The sequence below is a fragment of the Microbispora corallina genome (genome assembly GCF_016863035.1).
In the GTDB taxonomy this organism is placed as follows: Bacteria; Actinomycetota; Actinomycetes; order Streptosporangiales; family Streptosporangiaceae; genus Microbispora; species Microbispora corallina.
On sequence record NZ_BOOC01000055.1, the window covers coordinates 21606 to 43527 of the forward strand.

The following is a 21922-nucleotide window of genomic DNA, read 5'->3' on the forward strand; positions in this document are numbered from 1 at the left end:
AAACATCTCTTTGCGGAATTGAAACTTTCATCGGTGCGGGATCACAACGGCACGGTCAGCGCCCGCGACCTCCGGCCGTCGTTGACGCCCCGCGAAACCCAGGGCAAACATCGAGTCGCTCACCACTTTGGGAGCGCTCCCATATCTTCGAGGACCACCGTGCTCAGACGACTCAGCATGCTCGCCTCCGCGGCGCTGGCCACGACCCTGGCCATGGCGTCCGTGACCGGCGTGCCGGCCCACGCGGACGGCCCCGAGCAGATCCCCAACGGCACCTTCGACACGACCACCGACCCCTGGTGGCACACGGACAACCTGTCCTTCTCCCTCTCGGGCGGCCGCCTGTGCGCGGACGTCCCGGGCGGAACGGTCAACCCCTGGGACGCGATCATCGGGGTCAACGACATCCCGCTGGTCAAGGACGAGACGTACGGGTTCAGCTTCTTCGCCTCGGCCGACCCGGGGAAGGTCGCGCGGGCGTACGTCCAGCTCCCGGTGGACCCGTACACGCAGTACGTCTCGGCGGCGCCGGAGCTGAGCGTGTCGGGCGACACCTACAGCTACACGTTCACGTCACCGGTGGACCTCGCCAACGGGCAGGTCGTCTTCCAGCTGGGCGGCAGCGCGACGCCGTGGCGGTTCTGCGTGGACGACGTGTCGCTCAAGGGCGGCGTCCCGCCGGAGGTCTACACGCCCGACACCGGCCCGCGGGTGCGGGTGAACCAGGTGGCCTACCTCCCCAAGGGGCCGAAGAACGCCACGCTCGTCACCGACGCCACCGCGGCCCTGCCCTGGCAGCTCAAGAACTCCTCCGGGACGACCGTCGCCCACGGCGTGACCACCCCGCGCGGCGTGGACGCGAGCTCCGGGCAGAACGTCCACTCGATCGACTTCAGCTCCTACACCCGGGGCGGCACCGGGTTCACGCTGACGGCCGACGGCGAGACCAGCCGGCCGTTCGACATCAAGGGCGACTCCTACCGGGACCTCGAGCTCGACGCGCTGAAGTTCTACTACACCCAGCGCAGCGGCATCGCGATCGACGACGCGCTGCGGCCGGGGTACGGCAGGCCGGCCGGCCACGTCGGCGTCGCCCCCAACCAGGGCGACACGAGCGTGCCGTGCCAGCCGGGCGTGTGCGACTACTCCCTCGACGTCTCCGGCGGCTGGTACGACGCCGGCGACCACGGCAAGTACGTCGTCAACGGCGGCATCGCGGTGGCGCAGCTCATGAGCGAGTTCGAGCGGACCAAGAACGCCGCGACCGCCAAGCCGATCGGCTCCCTGGCCATCCCCGAGAGCGGCGACGCCGTCCCCGACATTCTGAACGAGGCCCGCTGGGAGCAGGAGTTCCTGCTCAAGATGCAGCGGCCGGACGGCATGGTCCACCACAAGATCCACGACCAGAACTGGACCGGCCTGCCGCTGCTGCCCAACCTCGACCCGCAGAAGCGTGAGCTCCACCCGGTCTCCACGGCGGCCACGCTCAACCTCGCCGCGACGGCCGCCCAGGCCGCCCGGATCTTCGCCCCGTACGACGCGGCCTTCGCGGCCAAGAACCTCGCCGCCGCGAAGAAGGCGTGGGCGGCGGCCCGGGCCAACCCCGGCCTGCTGGCGTCCCCGTCCGACGGCAACGGCGGCGGCACCTACGACGACGCCGACGTCAGCGACGAGTTCTACTGGGCGGCGGCCGAGCTGTACATCACGACCGGCGAGGCCCAGTACCGCGACTTCGTGCTCGCCTCCCCGCACCACACGGCCGACCTGTGGAGCCCCTCCGGCGCCTTCGACTGGGGTCACGTCGCGGCGCTCGGCCGCATCGACCTGGCGACCGTGCCGAACGACCTGCCGGGCCGCGCCGCCGTCCGCACGTCGGTGCTCGACGGAGCCGACCGGTACCTCGCCATCGTGAACGACCACCCGTACGGGCTGCCGTTCAACCCGGGCGACTACTTCTGGGGCTCCAACAGCGCGATCCTCAACAACATGGTGGTCCTCGGGGCGGGCTACGACCTCACGGGGAACGTGAAGTACCGCGACGCCGTGCTCCAGGGCATCGACTACCTGCTCGGCCGCAACGCCCTCAACCAGTCGTACGTGACCGGCTACGGCGAGGTGGCGTCGAAGAACGAGCACAGCAGGTGGTACGCCCACTCGCTGGACACCTCGCTGCCCAACCCGCCGCACGGCACGCTCGCCGGAGGCGCCAACTCCGGCCTCCAGGACCCGGTGGCGCAGGCGAAGCTGACGGGCTGCAAGCCCCAGTTCTGCTACATCGACGACATCGGCTCCTACTCCACCAACGAGGAGGCCATCAACTGGAACTCGGCGCTGTCGTGGGTCTCGGGCTTCATCGCCGGGCAGGGTGACGGCACCGTCCAGGCGCCCGCCGCCTGCAAGGTCACCTACACGGTGCACGGCTCGTGGCCGCAGGGCTTCACCACCCAGGTCACGCTGAAGAACACCGGCACCAAGAAGATCGACGACTGGTCCCTGAAGTGGTCGTTCCTCGGCGGCCAGAAGATCGACCACGGATGGAGCGCCGTCCTGTCCCAGCAGGCGGCGACCGTCACGGCGGCCAACGACGCCTGGAACAAGACCATCAACCCCGGCCAGTCGGTGACGTTCGGCTTCAACGGCACCTCGGCGCCGGGGGCCAACCCGAGCCCCGACCTGTTCCTGCTCAACGGCGCGGCCTGCGCCTGACCGGCGCAACGCCCGCACCACCCCGCCGCCGCCCGCTCCCGCGGGGGCGGCGGGCGCCGGCCGCCGTCCCCACCCGGGCGGCGGCCGGCGCGCGTCCGGACCTCAACCGCCGTCGCTCTACGATGGTGTCGTGGCCGCCGACCGCTCCGCCCCCGCCGAACTGCTCGCCGTCGAGGCGTTCCTCAACACGCTCGACGAGCGCGCCTACACCCACCGCGGAACGCGGCACGCGGGCGGTGACCAGCTCACCACGCCCGCGGCGCTGTCGGCGTGGCTCGCGCGGGAGGGCCTCGTCCCCCCGGGCACGCGGGCCGGCCGTGACGACCTGTCCGTGGCGCGCGACCTGCGGGCGGCCCTGCGGGCCTCCCTGGCCGGGCGGATCGAGCCGCCGGACGAGGACGCGGTCGCCGAGGCCAACACCACGCTCGGCTGGTTCCCGCTCCGGCTGGGGCTGACGCCGGGCGGCACGCCCCGGCTCGACCCGGACGGCGGCGGCGTGCTGGCGGAGGCCCTGGGCGGCATCGTCGCGGCCGTCGCGCGGGCGGCGGCCCGGGGCTCGTGGAACCGGCTGCGGATGTGCGCGGCCCCCGACTGCCACTGGGTCTTCTACGACACCTCGCGGAGCGGAGGCGGGCGCTGGTGCTCGATGGCCGTGTGCGGCAACCGGGCCAAGACGCGGCGCTACCGGGAGCGCCACGCCGACGGGGAGGACGGCTCCGCGTCGTAGCCGGTCAGGCCGTCGCCCGCAAGGGGCGGAAGAAGGCCCGGATCTCCTCGGCGAGCGCCCGCGGCTCCTCCAGCGCGGCGAAGTGCCCGCCCCGCGGCGACTCGGTCCACCGGCGCACGTCGAAGTACCGCTCGGCCAGTTCGCGCGGCGGCCGGCCCTGGGGGGCGAACTCGTTCGCGAACGACGCGTACCCCATCGGCACCCGCACCGGGTCGTCCTCCCGCAGCGCCGCGCCGCGGTCGCGATGGGCGTGGTACGGCCGCAGGGACGAGGCGGCGGTTCCGCTCGCCCAGTAGACGGTCAGATTGGTGAGCAGGCGCTCCCTGCTGAACCGGGACTCGACGTCGCCATCGCAGTCGCTCCACGCCCGGAACTTCTCCACGATCCAGGCGGCCAAAGCGGCCGGGGAGTCGGTCAGCCCGTATCCGAGGGTCTGCGGCCGGGTCGCCTGCAGGTGCGCGTAGGCGCCCTCCTCGTCGTCCCACCGCGCCTGCGCCGCGAAGAACTCCCGCTCGGCCGCGCTCCACGGCTCGGGCGGCACCGGGAAGCTGGCGGCGGACAGGTGCACGCCCACCACGCGGCCGGGGTGCCGGAGGCCGAGCCTGCTCGTGACGCCCGCCCCGATGTCGGTGCCGCAGGCGCCGAAGCGGTCGTACCCGAGCCCCTCGGTCATCAGGCGGCACCACAGATCGGCGACCTCGGTGTTGAGCAGCCCGGGTCCGGCGGGCCGGTCGGAGAACCCGTAGCCGGGCAGCGAGGGGACCACCACGTCGAAGGCGTCGGCCGCGTCGGCGCCGTGCGCGGCGGGATCGGCGAGCATCGGGACGAGGTCGAGGTACTCCACGAACGAGCTCGGCCAGCCGTGGGTCAGGACGAGCGGCAGCGGGCTCGGCCCCCGGCCCCTCTCGTGGACGAAGTGCACCCGCAGGCCGCCGAGGTCGGCCCGGAAGTGCGCGAGCGCGTTGAGCGTCCGCTCCTGGGCGCGCCAGTCGAACTCGCCGCCCCAGGAGGCCAGCAGCTCACGCAGGTATCCCAGGTCGGCCCCCTACTCCCAGGCGCCGGCCGGCTGGTCCGGCCAGCGGGTCCGCGCGATGCGGTCCCGCAGGTCGTCGAGCACGGCGTCGGGGACGGAGACGGCGAACGGTTCCACCGGAACGGAAGGCGACACCGTTGAAAGCTAACAACGGTGTCGCCTGCGCGCAACCCCCATAGGCGTTCTCTGGTGTCGCAGCTCGCCTCCTGGGGGTGCGCCGGTCAGAGGTCGCCGCCTCCGGTCGCGTCGACCGTGACGCCGGTCACCCAGCCCGCGTCGTCCGAGGCGAGGAACGCCACCACTCCCGCCACGTCCCGAGGCACGCCGACGCGGCCCAGCGCGGATCGCCGCGCGGACGCCTCCCACGCCCCCGGGTCGCCCCTCAGCCAGCCGGCGTTGGCGTCGGTGTCGACGATGCCCGGCGCGACGTTGTTGACGGTGATCCCCCGCGGCCCGAGATGCTTGGCCAGCGCGAGCGTGAACGTCTCCAGCGCCCCCTTCGTCATCGCGTACGCGATGGCCTCGGGGAAGGAGATCCGGGTCACGCCGGAGGTGACGGTGACGATCCGGCCGCCGTCGGGGATGCGCGGCAGCGCGCGCCGCGTGACGAAGAACGGCGCCCGGGTGTTCACCGCGAACCCCCGGTCGTAGATCTCCGGGGTCACGTCCTCGATCGGCGCGTGCACGCTGATCCCGGCGTTGTTCACCAGGATGTGCAGCGGGGCGTCCGGGCCGAGAGCCTCGTCGAGGGCGTCGAACAGCGTCTCGACGTCGCCCGGGACCCCGAGTTCGGCCCGTACGGGGAAGGCCCGCCCTCCAGCGCCGGCGATCGCGTCGACGACCTCCCGGGCCGCCGCCTCGTCCCGGGCGTACCCGACGGCGACCAGCGCGCCCTCGGCGGCCAGCCGCTCGGCCACGGCCCGGCCGATCCCCCTGCTCGCGCCCGTGACCAGCGCGGTCCTTCCGTCCAGAGCACGGCTCATGCCTGAAATCCTTTCTGTAGCGATCACTACAATTGAGACGATAGCACGTTGTGTAGTGAGCGCTATAGAATGGGCCGATGGGGAGGACGCGGGCGTTCGACCGGGACGCCGCCCTGGAACGGGCACTAGAGGAGTTCTGGCGGAACGGGTACGAGGCCACCTCGATCGCGGGCCTCACGGCGGTGATGGGCATCAACCCGCCGAGCCTCTACGCCGCCTTCGGGGACAAGAAGTCGTTGTTCGGCGAGGCCGTGCGGCGCTACCAGGAGACCCACGGGGCGTTCAGCGCCCGCGCGCTGTCGGAGGAGCCGACGGCCGGGCGGGCGGTCGAGCGCCTGCTCCGCGAGGCGGCGCGGATCTACACCGACCCCGCCCACCCGCCGGGCTGCTTGATCATCTTCGCGGGCGTCAACACCACGGACGCGGGCGTCGCGGCCGGCCTAAGGGACCACCGCGAGGCCGGCAGGCGGCAGATCCTGCGCCGGATCGAGGAGGACGTCGAGGCCGGGCTGCTTCCCGCGGACACCGACGCGCACGGGCTCGCGACCTTCTACGCCGCCGCCCTGCAGGGCATGTCGGCGCAGGCCCGCGACGGCGCGACCAGGGACGACCTCGACGCCGTGGCGACGCTCGCCCTGCGGGCCTGGCCGTAAGCTGTGCCCGTGATCGACGACATCGCGGTGGACGCCGCCGTCACCGCCCTGCGCCCCGACTTCGCCGTCCTTGTGATGACCGCGCACGGCCTCGCGAACGGCCCGGCGGACGACCGGTCGCGCGGGTGGCTGGCCGAGGCAGCCGAGGCCGCCGTGCCGCCGGACGACGCCAGGATCGAGGCGTGGCGGGCGGCCTACCGGGCGTTCGGCGCCAAGCCGCAGCGCACCCGGCCGTCGGTCGACGCGCTGGTCCGGCGGATGCCGCTGCCCGAGATCAACCAGGTCGTCGACGCCTACAACGCCGTGTCCGTACGGCACGGGCTGCCGATCGGCGGGGAGGACCTGCGCCGCTACACGGGCCCGGCGCGGCTCGTGCGGGCGGCCGGCGACGAGCCGTCCGAGGAGGCGCTGGGCGAGCCGGAGATCGGCGAGGTCGTCTGGCGCGACGACACGGGCGTGACGTGCCGCCGGTGGAACTGGCGCCAGTGCGTCAGGACGCGGATCACCGAGGAGACGGTGGACGCCCTCTTCCTGCTCGAACGGCTGGAGCCGCTGACGATCGAGGGGCTCCGCGCGGCCGGCGACGACCTCGCCGGGAAGCTGTCGGAGATCTCCCCAGACGTCCGGATCGAGACGCGGCTCGTCGGCTGAGCCGCCGCAGCGCTCCGATGTGACCATCTGGTGAGGAGAACCTGACCACCCAGACGGGCTACTCCCGCGTGACCTGTTTGATCGGTCCTGGGAGGATGGGCCGGGACCTGCGACCCGACCGGCGCACCTCACCGCCCCGGGCGAGTAGCCTTGGACAGGTTCATCAAACATCAACGCCGATCTGCGGAAGAGGGCGATTTCCGCCGTGTCGTCTGAGTCGTCGCGGACAAACCCGCTGGCAAGCTTCGGGCAGAACGAATGGCTTGTCGACGAGCTCTATCAGAAGTACCTCGAGGATCCGGAATCTGTCGACCAGGCCTGGTGGCACTTCTTCGCGGATTACAACGGTGCGGGAAAGACCGCTCCCAAGGCCTCCACCGGCGCCAACGGCGTGACCGCCGTCGCGGCGCCGGCCCCGGAGGCCCCAGAGACGGCCCCGCCGGCGCCGCCGGCGCCGCAGCAGGCTCCCGCCGCCCCGGCGGCCCCCGCCGCGCCCGCGCCCGCCGCCAAGGCGGTGCCCGCGGCCAAGCCGAAGGCGAGCACGCCGATCCCGGCCGGCGCCGCCGAGGAGCGCCTGCGCGGCGCGGCCGCCCGCACGGTCCTCAACATGGAGGCCTCGCTGGCGGTCCCCACCGCGACCAGCGTGCGCGCGGTCCCCGCGAAGCTGCTCATCGACAACCGCATCGTCATCAACAACCATCTCTCCCGCGGGCGCGGCGGCAAGATCTCCTTCACCCACGTGATCGGGTACGCGATCGTCCGGGCGCTGAAGACGATGCCGGAGATGAACCACGCCTACGCCGAGCTGGACGGCAAGCCGGCGCTGGTCAAGCCCGAGCACGTCGGCCTCGGCCTGGCCATCGACGTGCAGAAGGAGGACGGCACCCGCCAGCTCCTCGTGCCGTCCATCAAGCAGGCCGAGACCCTCGACTTCCGGCAGTTCTGGGTCGCCTACGAGGACATCGTCCGCAAGGCCCGCTCCGGCAAGCTCGGCGTGGAGGACTTCCAGGGCACCACGATCTCGCTGACCAACCCCGGCACCATCGGAACGGTGCACTCGGTGCCGCGCCTCATGCCCGGCCAGGGCACGATCATCGGCGTCGGCGCGATGGAGTACCCCGCCGAGTACCAGGGCGCGTCGGCGGAGACGCTGTCCCGCCTCGCGATCAGCAAGGTGATGACGCTCACCTCCACCTACGACCACCGGATCATCCAGGGCGCCCAGTCGGGCGACTTCCTGCGCCGCATCCACCAGCTCCTGCTCGGCGCCGACGGCTTCTACGACGAGATCTTCGAGTCGCTGCGCATCCCGTACGAGCCGGTCCGCTGGGTCCCGGACATCTCGGCCACCCACGACGACGACGTGGCCAAGTCCTCCCGCGTGCTGGAGCTCATCCACGCCTACCGCGTGCGCGGCCACCTCATGGCCGACACCGACCCGCTGGAGTACCGGCAGCGCAAGCACCCAGACCTGGACATCCAGTCCCACGGTCTGACCCTGTGGGACCTGGAGCGCGAGTTCCCGACGGGCGGTTTCGGCGGCTGCGCGCTGATGAAGCTCCGCGACGTTCTCGGCGTGCTGCGCGACTCCTACGTCCGCACGGTCGGCATCGAGTACATGCACATCCAGAACCCCGAGGAGCGGGCCTGGATCCAGGCGCGGGTGGAGCGGCCCCACGCCAAGCCGAGCCGCGAGGAGCAGCTCCACATCCTCCGCCGGCTCAACACCGCCGAGGCGTTCGAGACGTTCCTGCAGACGAAGTACGTCGGGCAGAAGCGGTTCTCGCTCGAGGGCGGCGAGTCGCTGATCCCGCTGCTCGACTCGGTGATCAGCGCGGCGGCGGCCGAGGAGCTCGACGAGGTCGTCATCGGCATGGCCCACCGCGGCCGGCTCAACGTGCTCGCGAACATCGTCGGCAAGTCCTACGCCCAGGTCTTCGGCGAGTTCGAGGGCAACCTCGACCCGCGCAGCGCGCACGGCTCGGGCGACGTGAAGTACCACCTCGGCGCCTCCGGCGACTTCGTCGGCCCGGACGGCAAGAAGATCGCTGCCTCCGTCGTGGCGAACCCGTCGCACCTCGAGGCCGTCGACCCCGTCCTGGAGGGCGTGGTCCGCGCCAAGCAGGACCTCCTGGAGCGCGGCGAGGAGGGCTTCACCGTCCTTCCTGTGCTCGTCCACGGCGACGCGGCCTTCGCCGGCCAGGGCGTGGTGGCCGAGACCCTGCACCTGTCCCAGCTGCGCGGCTACCGCACCGGCGGCACCGTGCACATCGTGGTCAACAACCAGGTCGGCTTCACCACCAGCCCGGCCAGCTCGCGCTCCTCGGTCTACGCGACCGACGTCGCGCGGATGATCCAGGCGCCGATCTTCCACGTGAACGGCGACGACCCCGAGGCCGTGGTCCGCGTCGGGCGGCTCGCCTACGAGTACCGCCAGACGTTCCGCAAGGACGTCGTCATCGACCTGGTCTGCTACCGGCGGCGCGGCCACAACGAGGCCGACAACCCGAGCTTCACCCAGCCGCTGATGTACGACCTCATCGACGCCAAGCGGTCCACCCGCAAGCTGTACACCGAGGCGCTGATCGGCCGCGGCGACATCACGGTCGAGGAGGCCGAGCAGGCGCTGCGCGACTACCAGGAGCAGCTCGAGCGGGCCTTCACCGAGACCCGCGAGGCGACCAAGCGGCCGCTGGAGCCGGGCGCCGTCGTCGCGCCCGAGCCGGACGAGGTGATCCCGTGGGCGCACGACGACACCAAGACGGCGGTCTCGGAGGAGACGGTCAAGCGGGTCATCGAGACCCAGTTCAACCTCCCCGAGGGCTTCACCGTGCACCCGCGGCTCGCCCCGGTGCTCCAGCGCCGCGGCGCGATGGTGTCCGAGGACGCGATCGACTGGGCCACCGGTGAGACCATCGCCTTCGGCTCGCTGCTCATCGACGGTCACCCGGTCCGCCTGGTCGGCCAGGACTCCCGCCGCGGCACGTTCGGCCAGCGCCACGCGGTGCTCGTCGACCGGGTCACCGGCGACGAGTACACCCCGCTCAAGACGTTCAACCAGGGCACCACGAAGTTCTACGTCTACGACTCGCTGCTCAGCGAGTTCGCCGCGATGGGCTTCGAGTACGGCTACAGCGTGGTCCGGCCGGACGCCCTGGTCGCCTGGGAGGCCCAGTTCGGCGACTTCGCCAACGGCGCCCAGTCGATCATCGACGAGTTCATCTCCTCGGGCGAGCAGAAGTGGGGCCAGCGGTCCTCGATCGTCCTGCTGCTGCCGCACGGCTACGAGGGCCAGGGGCCGGACCACACCTCCGCCCGCATCGAGCGCTACCTGCAGATGTGCGCGCTCGACAACATGACCGTCGCGCAGCCGACCACCCCGGCGAACTACTTCCACCTGCTCCGCTGGCAGGTGCTGTCGAACCGCCGCAGGCCGCTGATCGTCTTCACGCCCAAGTCGCTGCTGCGGCACAAGAGCGCGACGTCGGCGACGTCGGAGTTCACCTCCGGCTCGTTCCGGCCGGTCATCGGCGACGCGACGGTCGACCCGTCGGCCGTGACCAAGGTCGTGGTCTCCTCCGGCAGGATCTACTACGACCTGCTCGCCCACCGCGAGAAGCTGGGGCGCGGCGACGTGGCCCTGGTCCGGGTCGAGCGGCTCTACCCCTTCCCGGAGAACCCGCTCAACGCCGAGCTCGACCGGTACGGCGCGGACGTCGAGCTGATCTGGGCGCAGGACGAACCGGTCAACATGGGCCCCTGGCCGTACCTGAGCCTGAAGATGACGGAGAAGCCCGACCTGCTGGGCGGCCGTAGGCTGCGCCGGGTGTCGCGCACGCCGAACTCGTCGCCGGCCACGGGGTCGCACTCCACGCACGACTCCGAGGTGGCCGCCATGCTGAAGGAGATCTTCGGCTGACGCCGGGGACCTCGACGACGACGGAAGTCCCCCGCGGCCGGACCGCGGGGGACTTCCCCATACCCGACCACGTTCCATCGAGGAAGCGACCGGACATGTACTTCACGGACAGAGGCATCGAGGAGCTCGCCGAGCGGCGCGGCGAGGAGGAGGTCAGCGTCGGCTGGCTCGCCGAGCGGCTGCGCGAGTTCGTCGACCTCAACCCCGAGTTCGAGACGCCCGTCGAGCGGCTGGCCACCTGGCTGGCCCGCCTCGACGAGGAGGACTGAACCACCCGCCGCCGGGGGCCGGCCTCGCCCGGCGCCCGCCACGGCCCGGCCGTGGCGCGGCAACCACCACCGCCCGGCGACCGTCGCGTACGGCCCGCGCGAACCCGGGAGATAAACGCGATACATCTTGACTTTCGCCCAACGCGACATATCGTGTCTTGTACAGCGTCGTCGGACGACGACACGACGGACCAGGTCGCGTGGAAGGGCCGAGCAATGCCCCAATGGACGATCGACAAGCCCGGGCAGCTGACGTTCGACACCGTGAGCGCTCTGAGCGTGCGCATCGTGGCCGGCCGGCTGGCCCTGCTGGCGAGTGACGGCCCGCCGACCCTGGAGGTGACCGGCCTCGAGTCGGGCCCGCTGCTGGTGACGCACGACGAGGCGGACGGCCGCCTCACGGTGGCGTACAAGGACCTGACCTGGGACGGCATCCTCGGGTGGCTGCGTCCCGGCTCCCGGTCCAGCGTCCTGACGCTGACCGTGCCGAAGGACTGCCCGGTGCAGGCCGGGGTGATCAGCGCGTCGGCGGTCGTCGCGGGCTTCGAGGGCGCCACCGGCGTCAAGAGCGTCTCGGGCGACATCGTGCTGGACGGCGTGAGCGGCGAGGTGCACGCGGAGACGGTCTCGGGCTCGGTGGAGAGCCGGGGCCTCGCGGGCGACCTGTCCTTCAGCAGCGTCTCCGGGGAGCTGACCGTGGCCGGCGGCATCCCGCACCGCCTGGCGGCGAACACGGTGTCGGGGAGCATCACGGCCGACGTGGAGCTGACCCCCACCGGCAACCTCTCGCTGAACAGCATGTCGGGCTCCATCGTGATCCGTCTCCCCGAGACGGTCGACGCGGATGTGAGCGTCCACTCGACGTCGGGCAGGATCGAGTCCGCGTTCCCCCGCCTGACCGGCGCCCGCCATCCCGGCGCGCGCTCGCTCAGCGGCCGGCTGGGCGGCGGTATGGCCCGTGTCTCGGCCACCACCGTGTCGGGGAGTGTGACCCTGCTCAGCAAGCAGACGAGCGACAGGCGAGAAGAGGAGAGGGCATGAGCCCTGTGTTCGGCCACGGACGGCTCCGGCTGTACCTGCTGAAGCTGCTGGAGGAGAGCCCCCGGCACGGTTACGAGGTGATCCGGCTGCTGCAGGACCGCTTCCTCGGCGTCTACTCGCCGTCGCCCGGCACGATCTACCCGCGCCTCGCCCGCCTGGAGGAGGAGGGCCTGGTCACCCACGAGGTCGTGGAGGGCAAGAAGGTGTTCACGCTCACCGAGCAGGGGCGGGCCGAGCTGGCCGACCGGATGGACGAGCTGGCCGAGCTGGAGCGGGAGATCACCGCCTCCGTCCAGGACATCGCGCGGGAGGTCAAGGAGGACGTGCGGCAGACCGTGCGCTCCCTCCGCGAGGAGCTGACCCAGATGGCCAGGGACATCGGCAAGGAGACGCCCCGGGACAGCAGCGACGCCTGGCGTGACCAGAAGGAGGAGTGGAAGCGCCAGCGCGAGTGGCAGAAGGAGCAGTGGCGCCAGCAGAAGGACCAGTGGCGCCGCCACAAGCGCCAGATGCGCGACGAGGCCCAGCGCTGGCAGCACGAGTGGCGCCGCATCTGGGAGGACGCTTTGTCGTTGACCGGGATGCCGCCGGGCCCCGGCTACAACCGTGACGCGGAGCTGGGGCGCCTGCTGGCCGACTTCGTCGGCGAGATCCGCCGGGCCGCCACGGAGGGCCGGCTCACCGACGCGGCGCTGGCCGAGTGCCGCGCCGCTCTGGACGATGCCGCCGAGCGCATCCGCGCCTCGCTGCGGCAGTGATCCCCCACCCATTCGGACCGTCGTGCACGAGGAGGCGGCGATGGGCCCGTACGGCTGGCGCAACCCGTTCCTGCGCTCTCCCCTGCCCCGGCCGCCGGCCGCCCCCGCCGGGGTCTCCCGGCCCGAGCGGCCCGCCGGCCAGGACCGCCCGGCGGGCGGCGAGGCCGAGGCCCGCCGCCCCGGCGCTCCCGCGCCCTCGCGTCCCTGACCGGCCCACCCGGGGGAGGCGGCGGCGGCAGCGGCCGCCTCGCCCTCAGACCGTGAAGACGATCTTTCCGAAGAGGTCGCCGCGGTGCATGGCGGCGAAGCCCTCCTCCGCCTCGGCGAGCGGAAGCACCCGGTCGATCAGCGGCCGGACGCCCGTCTGCTCCAGGAACACGGCGAGCCTGGCGAGCTGGTCCCGGGTTCCCATGGTGGACCCGATGACGGACTTCTGCAGGAAGAACACCTGCGCGAGCTGCGTGGGGGCGACCATTCCGCTGGTCGCGCCGCTGACCACGATGCGGCCGCCGGGGCGCACCGAGCTGAGCGAGTGGTTCCAGGTCGCCTCGCCGACCGTCTCCATCACGGCGTCCACCCGCTCGGGCAGCCGCGCGCCGGTCTCGAAGGCCCGGTCGGCGCCGAGGTCCAGGGCCCTGGCGCGCTTCTCCTCCGACCGGCTGGTGACCCAGACGCGGAACCCGCCGGCCCTGCCGAGCGCGATCAGCGCTGTCGCGACGCCGCCGCCGGCGCCCTGCACGAGGATCGTCGACCCGGGCTCCAGCCCGGCCTTGTCGAACAGCATCCGGTAGGCGGTCAGCCAGGCCGTGGGCAGGCACGCCGCCTCCTCGAAGCTGATCGCGGCCGGCTTGGGCACCAGGTTGCGCCGGGGCACGGCGACCTTCTCGGCGAACGTGCCGTCGTAGCCCTCCGACAGCAGCGACCGCTTGGGGTCGAGGGTCTCGTCACCGTTGACCGGCGTGCCGATCACCGAGTGGACGACGACCTCGTTGCCGTCCTCGTCGACTCCGGCGGCGTCGCACCCGAGGACGATCGGCAGCCGGTCCTGGCTGATGCCCACGCCCTTGAGCGTCCACAGGTCGTGGTGGTTGAGCCCGGCGGCCCTGACGGTGACCGTCGTCCAGCCCTCGGGAACGACGGGCTCGGGGTGCTCCCCGAGCGTCAGCCCCTTCAGCGGGTTGTCGGGATCGGTCTGCGTGGCGGTTACGGCGAACATGTCCAGAACATTACTTCGTTGCCCCGGCCGATCCCCGAAGGGAGCACCGTGCCGCCGGCATGCCGCGTCGATTGTGAGGATGCCCATCCCCTTCGATGCGGAGCACCCGAGAATGGACGCATGACGCCATCGCTGACGGGTGCGATCGAGATCCCCGGCGGCATCCTGGTGCGCGGACGCGGCCTGCGGCGTCCCGCGCCCGGAGGCCCGTCCCCCGAGTTCGGGCTCTACCTCGGCTCGGACCGCCTGCGGCGGCGCCACGAGGAGGCGCTGCCGTGGCCGCACCAGTGGCTCCGCTGGCCCGACTTCCTGCTGCCCCTCGACCGGCAGGCCGCGGCCGGAGCTGTCGCCGGCCTGCGCGAGCAGGCCCTCGCCGGCAGGCGGGTCGAGGTGGCGTGCGGCGGCGGCGTGGGCCGCACCGGCACCGTTCTCGCCTGCCTGGCGACGCTGGGAGGCCTGCCCCCCGGCGAGGCGGTCGCCTGGGTGCGCGCGAACTACCACCGCCGGGCCGTCGAGACGCCGTGGCAGCGCCGCTGGGTCGCCTGGTTCTCCGGGAACAACCCGCCCGCGTCCGATTTGTGACGCCACACCATCAGCGGGACAGGAAGAACCACCGGGGCGGACGAGAAGAAAGACCGGTCAAGAATGCCGGTAAACCGCTCCACAGGCTGATGCGACCCTCCCTCGGCATAGCGTCTGACCTGGGAAGACGGTATCCATAACCGCTCGGCATCGATAACGGATAGGGCAATCTGCTGATTGTTCTCGTTATATCCCGAGCATGGGTAATGATCGCCTTATTAATCTTCGGAGCGTTTTCCTGACGAATGGGACGCACCCTCAAACGTCCCGGGGAAAGGAGCTCCATGATCTCCCGAGCACGGCGCCTGACCATCCCCCTCGCCGGAGCGCTGCTCGCGTCCGGCGTGGTCGGCGCCACCCAGGCGGCCCCCAGTGCGGCCGCCACCACATCCGCCGGAGGCGGCGTGACCACGGTCCACGCGGGATCGGGTGACGTCACCACCAAGGCCGCCTCCGGGTCGACGAGCGCGGCGGTCGCGTTCTGGTCGCCGGACCGTCTGCGGGCCGCCAAGGACTACACCGAGGATCTCGGCAACTCGGTGAAGGGCTTCGGCAAGGTCAGCAAGGCGACGCCGGACGGCAAGGCCGGCACGGTCCCGCCGATCGGCCAGGAGAAGGGCAAGGCCGGCACGTCGAAGCAGGTCAACCTGCCCAACACGGTCGGCCGGGTGTTCTTCACGCTGCCCGGCAAGAACCCCCTCGACCCGAAGAGCTGGAAGTACTGCTCCGGCACCTCGGTCCAGGGCAAGTTCCACAACGTCGTCGCCACCGCGGGGCACTGCGTCTACGACCCGGTGACCAACCAGTTCTACGACAACTGGGTGTTCATCCCGTCCTACTGGGACGGGAACCAGGCGTGGGAGGGCAAGGCGCCGTACGGCATCTACCCGGCCACCTGGTTCCAGGCGCACGACGACTTCGTGGTCAAGGAGGACTACGACTACGACTACGCGTTCGTCAACGTGGCGTCCGGCTTCAAGATCAAGTGGGAGAAGGTCGGCAACACCTACAAGGCGACGAAGACCCCCGTGGGCCGGCTCGGCGACAACGTCGGCGGCCAGGGCTTCACGTGGAACCGCAGCACGAAGGTCAAGGTCTTCTCGTTCGGCTACCCGGCCGGCCCCCACCCGGACGGCGACCGCCCCTTCACGGGTCGCACGATGAAGTGGTGCTACGGCCAGAGCACGCCCATGCCGGCCGCGCCCAAGTACAACATCCAGGAGCACATCGGCTTCAAGTGCGGGATGACCGCGGGCGCGAGCGGCGGCCCCTGGCTGCTCAACTACAAGAGCAAGAGCCGTACGGGCTACCTGAACGGCATCAACAGCGTCGCCTGGGACACGGACGGCAACGACCGCTACGACAGGATCTCCTCGCCGTACTTCAACGGCGAGACCTACGACGTGTACAAGGTGGCCGCAAACCGGTGGACGTCCTGACGCGCGTCGCCTGACCGCACGGCCATTCGGTCGGGCTCGGGGGCCCGGTGGCACCGCCACCGGGCCCCCTTCCGTTCCTCCCCTTTACGCTGCCCGTACGGACAGCGCGGTCAGATGTCGAATACGCCGTCGCCGACGGACCGCTTCTCGCAGCTGCTGGCGAAGGTGCGCTGGTACCAGACGTACCTGCCGTCCCAGATGCCGTTGGCGGTGACCGTGACCGGATCCCAGATGAGCGGGCAGACGAGGTTCGGGTCCGCCTTGAGCCGGGTCGGGTCGCCCTGGACCTTCTCCAGGGTCTGGCAGGCCTCGACGGCGCTCGGATGGGTTCCGGTGACCGGATCGCAGGTCAGCAGCGCGAACCGTTGCGCGGGACGCGGCTGCTCGCCGCGGCTTACTGTCACAATCAGTGTGCGGCCGGCCGCGTCGCGCGCGGTGGTCGCCGTGTTCCCACCCGCGTGCGGCGTCCAGGCGGGACGCGGCGGAGGAGGAATGTGAGTGATCGCGGACGGACCGGCCGCGATCACCGTACCGGCGAGTAGAGCAAGGAGTGGCTTCATGTCGATCCCCCCGTTTCGGCTGGTCGTCAGCCTCGCCAGGGGAGCGCCCCCGTTCAAGCGTCCACTCCGCGCGCTGGGTCAAATCTGACGTCCCGTCATTCACCCTGGTTCCACTGGTTTCATAACGAGCTGGCCAAGAAGCTGTGCCGCAACCGTGTGGATCTGGAAAAATCACCCCTTACCATCCATTTCCCCACGTTGAGAGGTCCCCGGTGGCCAGGCAGCTCGCACTCCTCCTCGGCGGCGTCGCCGCCGTCGTGAGTGCCGCCGCCATGCTCTGGACCCAGGGGGCCTCCCTCCCGGCCTCGGCCGCCGCGCCGCGCACGGCCCCGGCCTCCGCCGTTTACGAGGCGGCCTCGACGGCGATGCCGGCCGCCGGCCCGTCGAAGAACGGTGTGAGCACGTTCCCGCTGGCGCCCACCGACGCCGACATGCAGCGGGTCGCCGCGTACTGGAGCCCGGAGCGGCTCAAGCAGGCCAGCAGCTACGAGCCGAGCACGAAGCCGTCGCCGCCGGGGAAGAGCGCGTCCAAGAGCCCCGCGAAGGCCGAGGTGAAGGGCCCGGCGAGGGGATCGGCCACCACGTCGGCGTTCGAGGTCCCCAAGGGGACGGCGACGCCCTCCGGCCGGGCCCCCCTGAGCGCCCCGGCCCCCACCGCGCCGCCGATGGTCGGCAAGGTCTTCTTCAAGGTCGGCGAGAAGGAGTACTGGTGCTCCGCCTCGGCCGTCCACTCGCGGTACCACAACCTCGTGGCCACCGCCGGGCACTGCGCGTACGCGCTGGGCCAGGACAAGCCGGTCGAGAACTGGATCTTCATTCCCTCCTACCACGACGGGGTCACCAACGCCGGGATCTTCGTCGGCAACACCCTGTACATGCAGGAGGACTTCGCGGGCCAGGGCGACTTCGACCGCGACTACGCCTTCGTCACCGTGCACCGCGGGTTCACCTGGCAGGCGTACAAGGACGGTGCCCAGGTGAAGTACCGGGCGGTGAGCGCCGGACGGCTGGAGGACAAGGTGGGCGCCTTCCAGTTCTCCTCGAACAAGCCGATCGGGCGGCCCGTCGACGCCTTCGGCTACCCCGCCGGGGCCAACCCCGACGGCAGCCGCCCCTACGACGGGCAGACGGTCAAGAGCTGCACCGGGACGACCGAGAAGAAGTTCGTCAGCGCCCCGACCTGGCAGCTCGAGCACGGCGTCCGGCTGCCGGGCTGCACGTTCACCTCCGGCGCGAGCGGCGGCCCCTGGGTGGTCGGCTACAACGCCGCCAAGCGCACCGGCTACCTGATCGGCGTGACGAGCCTGACCTGGAACCTCAACGGCGGCGGCAAGCTCGACGCGATCTCCGCGCCCTACTTCAACACGCTCACCCAGCGGGTCTACCTCCAGGCCGCCCGCCAGTCCACGAGCTGACCGTCTCGCGGCGCCAAGAAGGTTAGACGTAGTCGATCGCGCCGCGGTGCCATCGAATAAACGTGATCCTCGTCACATTCCCGCCGCCCGCGGCCACCCTTGGTGATCGCGTTCTGACTGAGGGATCCCGCGAGGCGACCTGCGCGATCGTCACAAGACGATCTCGAAGCTGACACCGCTTGTGGAAGATCACGGAAAAGTCACGGCCCACTGTGCGCGATCACCAGGTAAAGCAGGCGTAAATCGGGAGGGTAGTGTCTTGACTATCCCTTTACTGACCAGTGGGACGCGTGGGGCGTCTCACGACAGCACAGGAGTTTCATGAACACCCGAGTCAAGCGCCTGATCCTCCCCCTCGGGGGCGTAGCGGCCGCCGGCCTCATCGGGGCCACCCTGACGGTGCCGGCCCAGGCCGCAGGCGACACCGCCTCGGACCCGCTGGCCACCAGTGGCATCGCCGCCAAGAACGTGGTCGCCTACTGGCTGGGCCAGAAGGCGGCCAACCTCGTCAACGCCTCGCCGTACGAGACCCAGGTCGTCGCCAAGCACATCTCCACGGGCGGCCCGTCCGCGGACAGCAAGCCCGGCACCGTCCCGGCCATCGGCGACGAGAAGAAGTCCGGCGGCACGTCGAAGAACGTCAACCTCCCCCGCACCACGGGCAAGGTGTTCTTCCGCGGCGCCGACGGCCGTCCGCACTGGTGCACCGCCACCTCCGTGCAGTCCCACTACCGCAACCTGGTCGCCACGGCGGGCCACTGCGTGTACGACACCAAGAGCAACAAGGCCACGCTCGACCGGTGGGTCTTCATCCCCGGCTACTACCAGGGCAAGGCCCCGTGGGGCATCTACGTCGGCAAGCAGGCTTTCACCCACTACGACTTCGACGTCTACGAGGACGGCGACCGCGACTACGCCTTCGTGACCGTCTACAACGGCCTCAAGGCCGGCCACGGCAGCAACCTCCGCGACACCGCCGAGTGGAACTGGAAGCAGGTCGACAAGGCCACCTACGACAAGTACGACCGCCACATCCGCGCGGCCAAGGGCGGCAAGTACTACGTCCTCAAGTTCGTCGACGCCGGTCGCCTCGGTGACAACGTCGGCGGCCAGGGCCTGGCCTACAACCAGAAGCTCGGCAAGTCCGTCTACGTCTTCGGCTACCCGAGCGGGTCGCACCCGGACGGCAACCACGCCTTCACCGGCCAGACCCTCAAGTGGTCGTACGGCAAGACCTTCGCCGCCAAGGCCCCGTCCGTGAAGGCGGAGGAGCTGGTGGGCGTGAAGTCCTCCTTCACCGGTGAGGGCTCGTCGGGCTCGGCCTGGCTGCTCAGCTACAAGAACAGCCGCCGCCTCGGCTACCTGAACGGCGTCACCAGCGGCGTCTCCGACACCGACGGTAACAAGCGGATCGACACCAGCGTCTCCCCGTACTTCGACGGCGAGCTGTACGGCGTGTACAAGGCCGCGGCTGGCGTCTGGTCGGGCTCCATCGCCTAGGGACACGACCCCGTTCCCAGCACCCCCCAGAAGGGCCCGGTCGCCTCGGCGGCCGGGCCCTGCCGCGTTCCAGGGCATTGGAACGAGCACATTAGACGTAGTCCATCGGGAATCGGTGCCATCCACATTGTGTGATTTACATCACATCGGATGGTCATGGCCTCGCGTACGGCGGCGCGGTCTCGACACGACGGTGGCGATCTGTGGACCGTGACCACCTGCGCGAAATCACGAGACGATCTCGCATCCGACAAGCCCTGTGAAATGTCACAGAAAAGTCACGCCTCGCAGGTGCCATAAAAGGTCGGATAACACCCCACCACCTGCAAGATCGTCGCAGTAGTGTCCTGACATCCCTTTACTGACGCATGGGACGCATGATGCGTCTCACGACAGCGCAAGGAGCACCATGAACACCCGAGTCAAGCGCCTGGCACTCCCCCTCGGTGCCGCCGCTGTCACCGCCCTCGTGGGCTCCAGCCTCACGGCACCCGCGCAGGCCGCCGGTGACACGTCCTCCGACCCGCTGGCCACCACCGGCATCGCCGCGTACAACATCGCCGCCTACTGGTTCGCCGAGGAGTCGGCCAACCTGATCAACGCCTCGCCGTACGAGACCCAGGTCTCCGCCAAGCACATCTCCACCGGCGGCCCGGCTCCCGACAGCAAGCCCGGCGTGGTCCCGGCGATCGGCGACGAGAAGAAGTCGTCCTCGAAGTCCAAGAACGTCAACCTCCCCCGGACGACGGGCAAGGTCTTCTTCCTGGGCGCCGACGGCAAGCCGCACTGGTGCACCGCCACCTCGGTCCAGTCGCACTACCACAACCTCGTCGCGACGGCCGGCCACTGCGTCTACGACACCGACTCCAACAAGACCACGTTCGACAAGTGGGTCTTCGTCCCCGGTTACTACCAGGGCAAGACGCCGTGGGGCGTCTACGTCGGCAAGCAGGCGTTCACCCACTACGACTTCGACGTCTACGAGGACGGCGACCGCGACTACGCCTTCGTCACCGTCTACAACGGCCTCAAGGCCCCGCACGACGGCATCCAGAAGGACAACTGGGACACGGTCGGCACCTGGAAGGAGGTCGACAAGGCGACGTACGACAAGTACGACCCCTACGTCCGTACGGACAGGGACGTCCTCGACCTCGACAAGGACGGCAACAAGAACGAGGCGTCCGGCGGCCACTACTACGTCTTCACGTTCGCCGACGCCGGTCGGCTGGGCGACAACGTGGGCGGCCAGGGCCTCGCGTACAACCAGAAGATCGGCAAGAAGGTCTTCGTGTTCGGCTACCCGAGCGGGTCGCACCCGGACGGCAACCACGCCTTCTCCGGCAAGACCCTCAAGTGGTCGTACGGCAAGACCTTCGCCGCCAAGGCCCCCGCGGTCAAGGCGGAGGAACTGGTCGGCGTCAAGTCGTCCTTCACCGGTGAGGGCTCGTCGGGCTCGGCCTGGCTGCTCAACTACAAGAACACCCGCCGCCTCGGCTACCTGAACGGCGTCACCAGCGGGGTCGCCGACACCGACGGCAACAAGCGGATCGACACCAGCGTCTCCCCCTACTTCGACGGCGAGACCTACGGCGTCTACAAGGCCGCCTCGAACGTCTGGTCCGGCTCCATCGCCTGACCGGGCACGCGGTGCGCGGCGTGAGGAGGCCGCGCACCGGCTGAACGGGAACTCCACCCTCACAGGAAGGCCCGGCCCCTTCGGCCGGGCCTTCCTGCTGCTTCTCAGGGCGCTGCGAGGCCACGCGTACGGCATCCCCTCGCCCGCCCTGCGACGCCTCTCGGTCGGGCGCCGCGGCCGCCTTTACGGCCACCCCTTTCGGTTTCCCCGGTCAGTGCGGTTTCCCGATGTCGCCACGCCCCTTTCCGCTCCCGGAAGGCGCCGCGTCGGGGAAAATTTCTCAGCCTCCATGTAAACCGGCGAGCCAGGTCAAGCGACTGGGGGCCGCCTCCCCCTAGGAGGGCGAAACGCCTGGTCATCGGGGGTTCGCTGAGCGTTTTCTGTGTGACCTTCGTCACAGTACGGACCTTTGCAAGGCCGTCCACAAGGAGTCAGCAAGCGCCGGAAAACGTCCGGATCTGCGGCAATGGTCCGGTTGCGAAATGACAGCCGGGGCTTCCGCCCGTCAACCCGCGCCGCAGCCTCCTCCCCCGCCGATCGCCGCCTTCGGCCAGCCCTTTAAATGCCGTTTTTTTGAGCTATGTTGCTCCCGATCCCTTTCCTGACGCATGGGACGCAAGAGGCGTTCCACGACAGACCAAGGAGCACCACAATGAAGCGCACCATCGCCTTCGGTGGCTTTGTCGCCACCGCTGGCCTCCTGGCCGGGGGCCTCGCCGCCCCGGCTCAGGCCGCCGGTGACACCGCCAGCGACGCGCTGGCCAACAGCGGCATCGCGGCCTACTCCGTGGCCGCCTACTGGAAGGCCAACAACGCGGCCAACCTGATCGG

At 70.5% G+C, this 21922-nt stretch carries 17 protein-coding genes and 1 pseudogene; 14 read left to right on the forward strand and 4 right to left on the reverse strand.

From position 1 onward, the window contains the following. The first annotated feature begins 159 nt into the window (after positions 1 to 159). Both Mco01_RS35935 and Mco01_RS35940 read left to right on the forward strand, forming a co-directional pair. Positions 160 to 2706 (forward strand): glycoside hydrolase family 9 protein, encoded by a 2547-nt coding sequence (locus Mco01_RS35935; protein ID WP_307825750.1) that lies wholly within the window; start codon positions 160 to 162, stop codon positions 2704 to 2706. Positions 2707 to 2836: 130 nt separating this feature from the next. After that, the gene (locus Mco01_RS35940; RefSeq protein WP_204061276.1) at positions 2837 to 3433 is read left to right on the forward strand and encodes a CGNR zinc finger domain-containing protein; all 597 of its coding nucleotides are present in this window, start codon (positions 2837 to 2839) and stop codon (positions 3431 to 3433) included. 4 nt (positions 3434 to 3437) lie between these two features. Here Mco01_RS35940 and Mco01_RS35945 read toward each other — a convergent pair. Together Mco01_RS35945 and Mco01_RS35950 are read right to left on the reverse strand one after the other, a co-directional pair. Continuing rightward, positions 3438 to 4601: pseudogene (locus Mco01_RS35945) on the reverse strand (epoxide hydrolase family protein). Positions 4602 to 4687: 86 nt separating this feature from the next. Next, a complete protein-coding gene (locus Mco01_RS35950) occupies positions 4688 to 5449 on the reverse strand; it encodes an SDR family oxidoreductase (protein ID WP_204061278.1) in 762 nt (253 codons plus the stop codon). Positions 5450 to 5526: 77 nt separating this feature from the next. On the opposite strand from Mco01_RS35950, the gene Mco01_RS35955 reads away from it, so the two are divergent. From Mco01_RS35955 to Mco01_RS35985, 7 genes are all read left to right on the forward strand, one after another. Continuing rightward, positions 5527 to 6102, forward strand: a complete 576-nt coding sequence (locus Mco01_RS35955) for a TetR/AcrR family transcriptional regulator (RefSeq protein ID WP_204061279.1) — start codon at positions 5527 to 5529, stop codon at positions 6100 to 6102. A 9-nt stretch (positions 6103 to 6111) separates the two neighbouring features. After that, positions 6112 to 6753: a B3/B4 domain-containing protein gene (locus Mco01_RS35960; RefSeq protein WP_204061280.1), complete on the forward strand. Its 642-nt coding sequence runs from the start codon at positions 6112 to 6114 to the stop codon at positions 6751 to 6753. 205 nt (positions 6754 to 6958) lie between these two features. Continuing rightward, a complete protein-coding gene (locus Mco01_RS35965) occupies positions 6959 to 10672 on the forward strand; it encodes a multifunctional oxoglutarate decarboxylase/oxoglutarate dehydrogenase thiamine pyrophosphate-binding subunit/dihydrolipoyllysine-residue succinyltransferase subunit (RefSeq protein ID WP_204061281.1) in 3714 nt (1237 codons plus the stop codon). A 95-nt stretch (positions 10673 to 10767) separates the two neighbouring features. After that, positions 10768 to 10941 carry a DUF6104 family protein gene (locus tag Mco01_RS35970; protein ID WP_198167514.1) on the forward strand — a complete coding sequence of 58 codons (174 nt, stop codon included), beginning with the start codon at positions 10768 to 10770 and terminating at the stop codon, positions 10939 to 10941. Between the two features lie 216 nt (positions 10942 to 11157). After that, positions 11158 to 11982, forward strand: a complete 825-nt coding sequence (locus tag Mco01_RS35975; RefSeq protein WP_204061282.1) for a DUF4097 family beta strand repeat-containing protein — start codon at positions 11158 to 11160, stop codon at positions 11980 to 11982. Next, a complete protein-coding gene (locus Mco01_RS35980) occupies positions 11979 to 12740 on the forward strand; it encodes a PadR family transcriptional regulator (protein WP_204061283.1) in 762 nt (253 codons plus the stop codon). Before Mco01_RS35975 ends, Mco01_RS35980 begins: the two co-directional genes overlap by 4 nt. Before the next feature lie 22 nt (positions 12741 to 12762). Then, complete coding sequence (locus tag Mco01_RS35985; protein ID WP_204061284.1) at positions 12763 to 12948, forward strand: hypothetical protein; 186 nt, start codon at positions 12763 to 12765, stop codon at positions 12946 to 12948. 45 nt (positions 12949 to 12993) lie between these two features. On the opposite strand, the gene Mco01_RS35990 is transcribed toward Mco01_RS35985, so the two are convergent. Then, positions 12994 to 13956, reverse strand: coding sequence for a zinc-binding dehydrogenase (locus Mco01_RS35990; protein ID WP_204061285.1), 963 nt, complete (start codon positions 13954 to 13956; stop codon positions 12994 to 12996). 120 nt (positions 13957 to 14076) lie between these two features. On the opposite strand from Mco01_RS35990, the gene Mco01_RS35995 reads away from it, so the two are divergent. Both Mco01_RS35995 and Mco01_RS36000 read left to right on the forward strand, forming a co-directional pair. Continuing rightward, the gene (locus tag Mco01_RS35995) at positions 14077 to 14538 is read left to right on the forward strand and encodes a protein-tyrosine phosphatase family protein (protein ID WP_204061286.1); all 462 of its coding nucleotides are present in this window, start codon (positions 14077 to 14079) and stop codon (positions 14536 to 14538) included. Positions 14539 to 14822: 284 nt separating this feature from the next. Further along, positions 14823 to 15977, forward strand: a complete 1155-nt coding sequence (locus Mco01_RS36000; protein WP_204061287.1) for a trypsin-like serine peptidase — start codon at positions 14823 to 14825, stop codon at positions 15975 to 15977. A gap of 110 nt (positions 15978 to 16087) precedes the next feature. Here the strand turns inward: Mco01_RS36000 and Mco01_RS36005 are convergent, their stop codons facing one another. Next, positions 16088 to 16381, reverse strand: coding sequence for an SSI family serine proteinase inhibitor (locus Mco01_RS36005; RefSeq protein WP_204061288.1), 294 nt, complete (start codon positions 16379 to 16381; stop codon positions 16088 to 16090). A gap of 368 nt (positions 16382 to 16749) precedes the next feature. Between Mco01_RS36005 and Mco01_RS36010 the strand changes: the two genes are divergently transcribed. The 3 genes from Mco01_RS36010 (at position 16750) to Mco01_RS36020 (ending at position 21091) form a co-directional block, all read left to right on the forward strand. After that, positions 16750 to 17952, forward strand: a complete 1203-nt coding sequence (locus Mco01_RS36010; protein WP_204061289.1) for a trypsin-like serine protease — start codon at positions 16750 to 16752, stop codon at positions 17950 to 17952. Between the two features lie 321 nt (positions 17953 to 18273). Continuing rightward, positions 18274 to 19452: a trypsin-like serine peptidase gene (locus Mco01_RS36015; RefSeq protein ID WP_204061290.1), complete on the forward strand. Its 1179-nt coding sequence runs from the start codon at positions 18274 to 18276 to the stop codon at positions 19450 to 19452. 409 nt (positions 19453 to 19861) lie between these two features. Then, positions 19862 to 21091, forward strand: coding sequence for a trypsin-like serine peptidase (locus Mco01_RS36020; protein ID WP_204061291.1), 1230 nt, complete (start codon positions 19862 to 19864; stop codon positions 21089 to 21091). Positions 21092 to 21922: the final 831 nt, after the last annotated feature.

Coding starts and splice junctions, on each gene's coding strand:
- Mco01_RS35950 (WP_204061278.1), bottom strand. CDS start 5,449: ATGAGCCGTGCTCTGGACGGAAGGACCGCGCTGGTCACGGGCGCGAGC.
- Mco01_RS35955 (WP_204061279.1), top strand. CDS start 5,527: ATGGGGAGGACGCGGGCGTTCGACCGGGACGCCGCCCTGGAACGGGCA.
- Mco01_RS35970 (WP_198167514.1), top strand. CDS start 10,768: ATGTACTTCACGGACAGAGGCATCGAGGAGCTCGCCGAGCGGCGCGGC.
- Mco01_RS35975 (WP_204061282.1), top strand. CDS start 11,158: ATGCCCCAATGGACGATCGACAAGCCCGGGCAGCTGACGTTCGACACC.
- Mco01_RS35980 (WP_204061283.1), top strand. CDS start 11,979: ATGAGCCCTGTGTTCGGCCACGGACGGCTCCGGCTGTACCTGCTGAAG.
- Mco01_RS35990 (WP_204061285.1), bottom strand. CDS start 13,956: ATGTTCGCCGTAACCGCCACGCAGACCGATCCCGACAACCCGCTGAAG.
- Mco01_RS35995 (WP_204061286.1), top strand. CDS start 14,077: ATGACGCCATCGCTGACGGGTGCGATCGAGATCCCCGGCGGCATCCTG.
- Mco01_RS36000 (WP_204061287.1), top strand. CDS start 14,823: ATGATCTCCCGAGCACGGCGCCTGACCATCCCCCTCGCCGGAGCGCTG.
- Mco01_RS36015 (WP_204061290.1), top strand. CDS start 18,274: ATGAACACCCGAGTCAAGCGCCTGATCCTCCCCCTCGGGGGCGTAGCG.
- Mco01_RS36020 (WP_204061291.1), top strand. CDS start 19,862: ATGAACACCCGAGTCAAGCGCCTGGCACTCCCCCTCGGTGCCGCCGCT.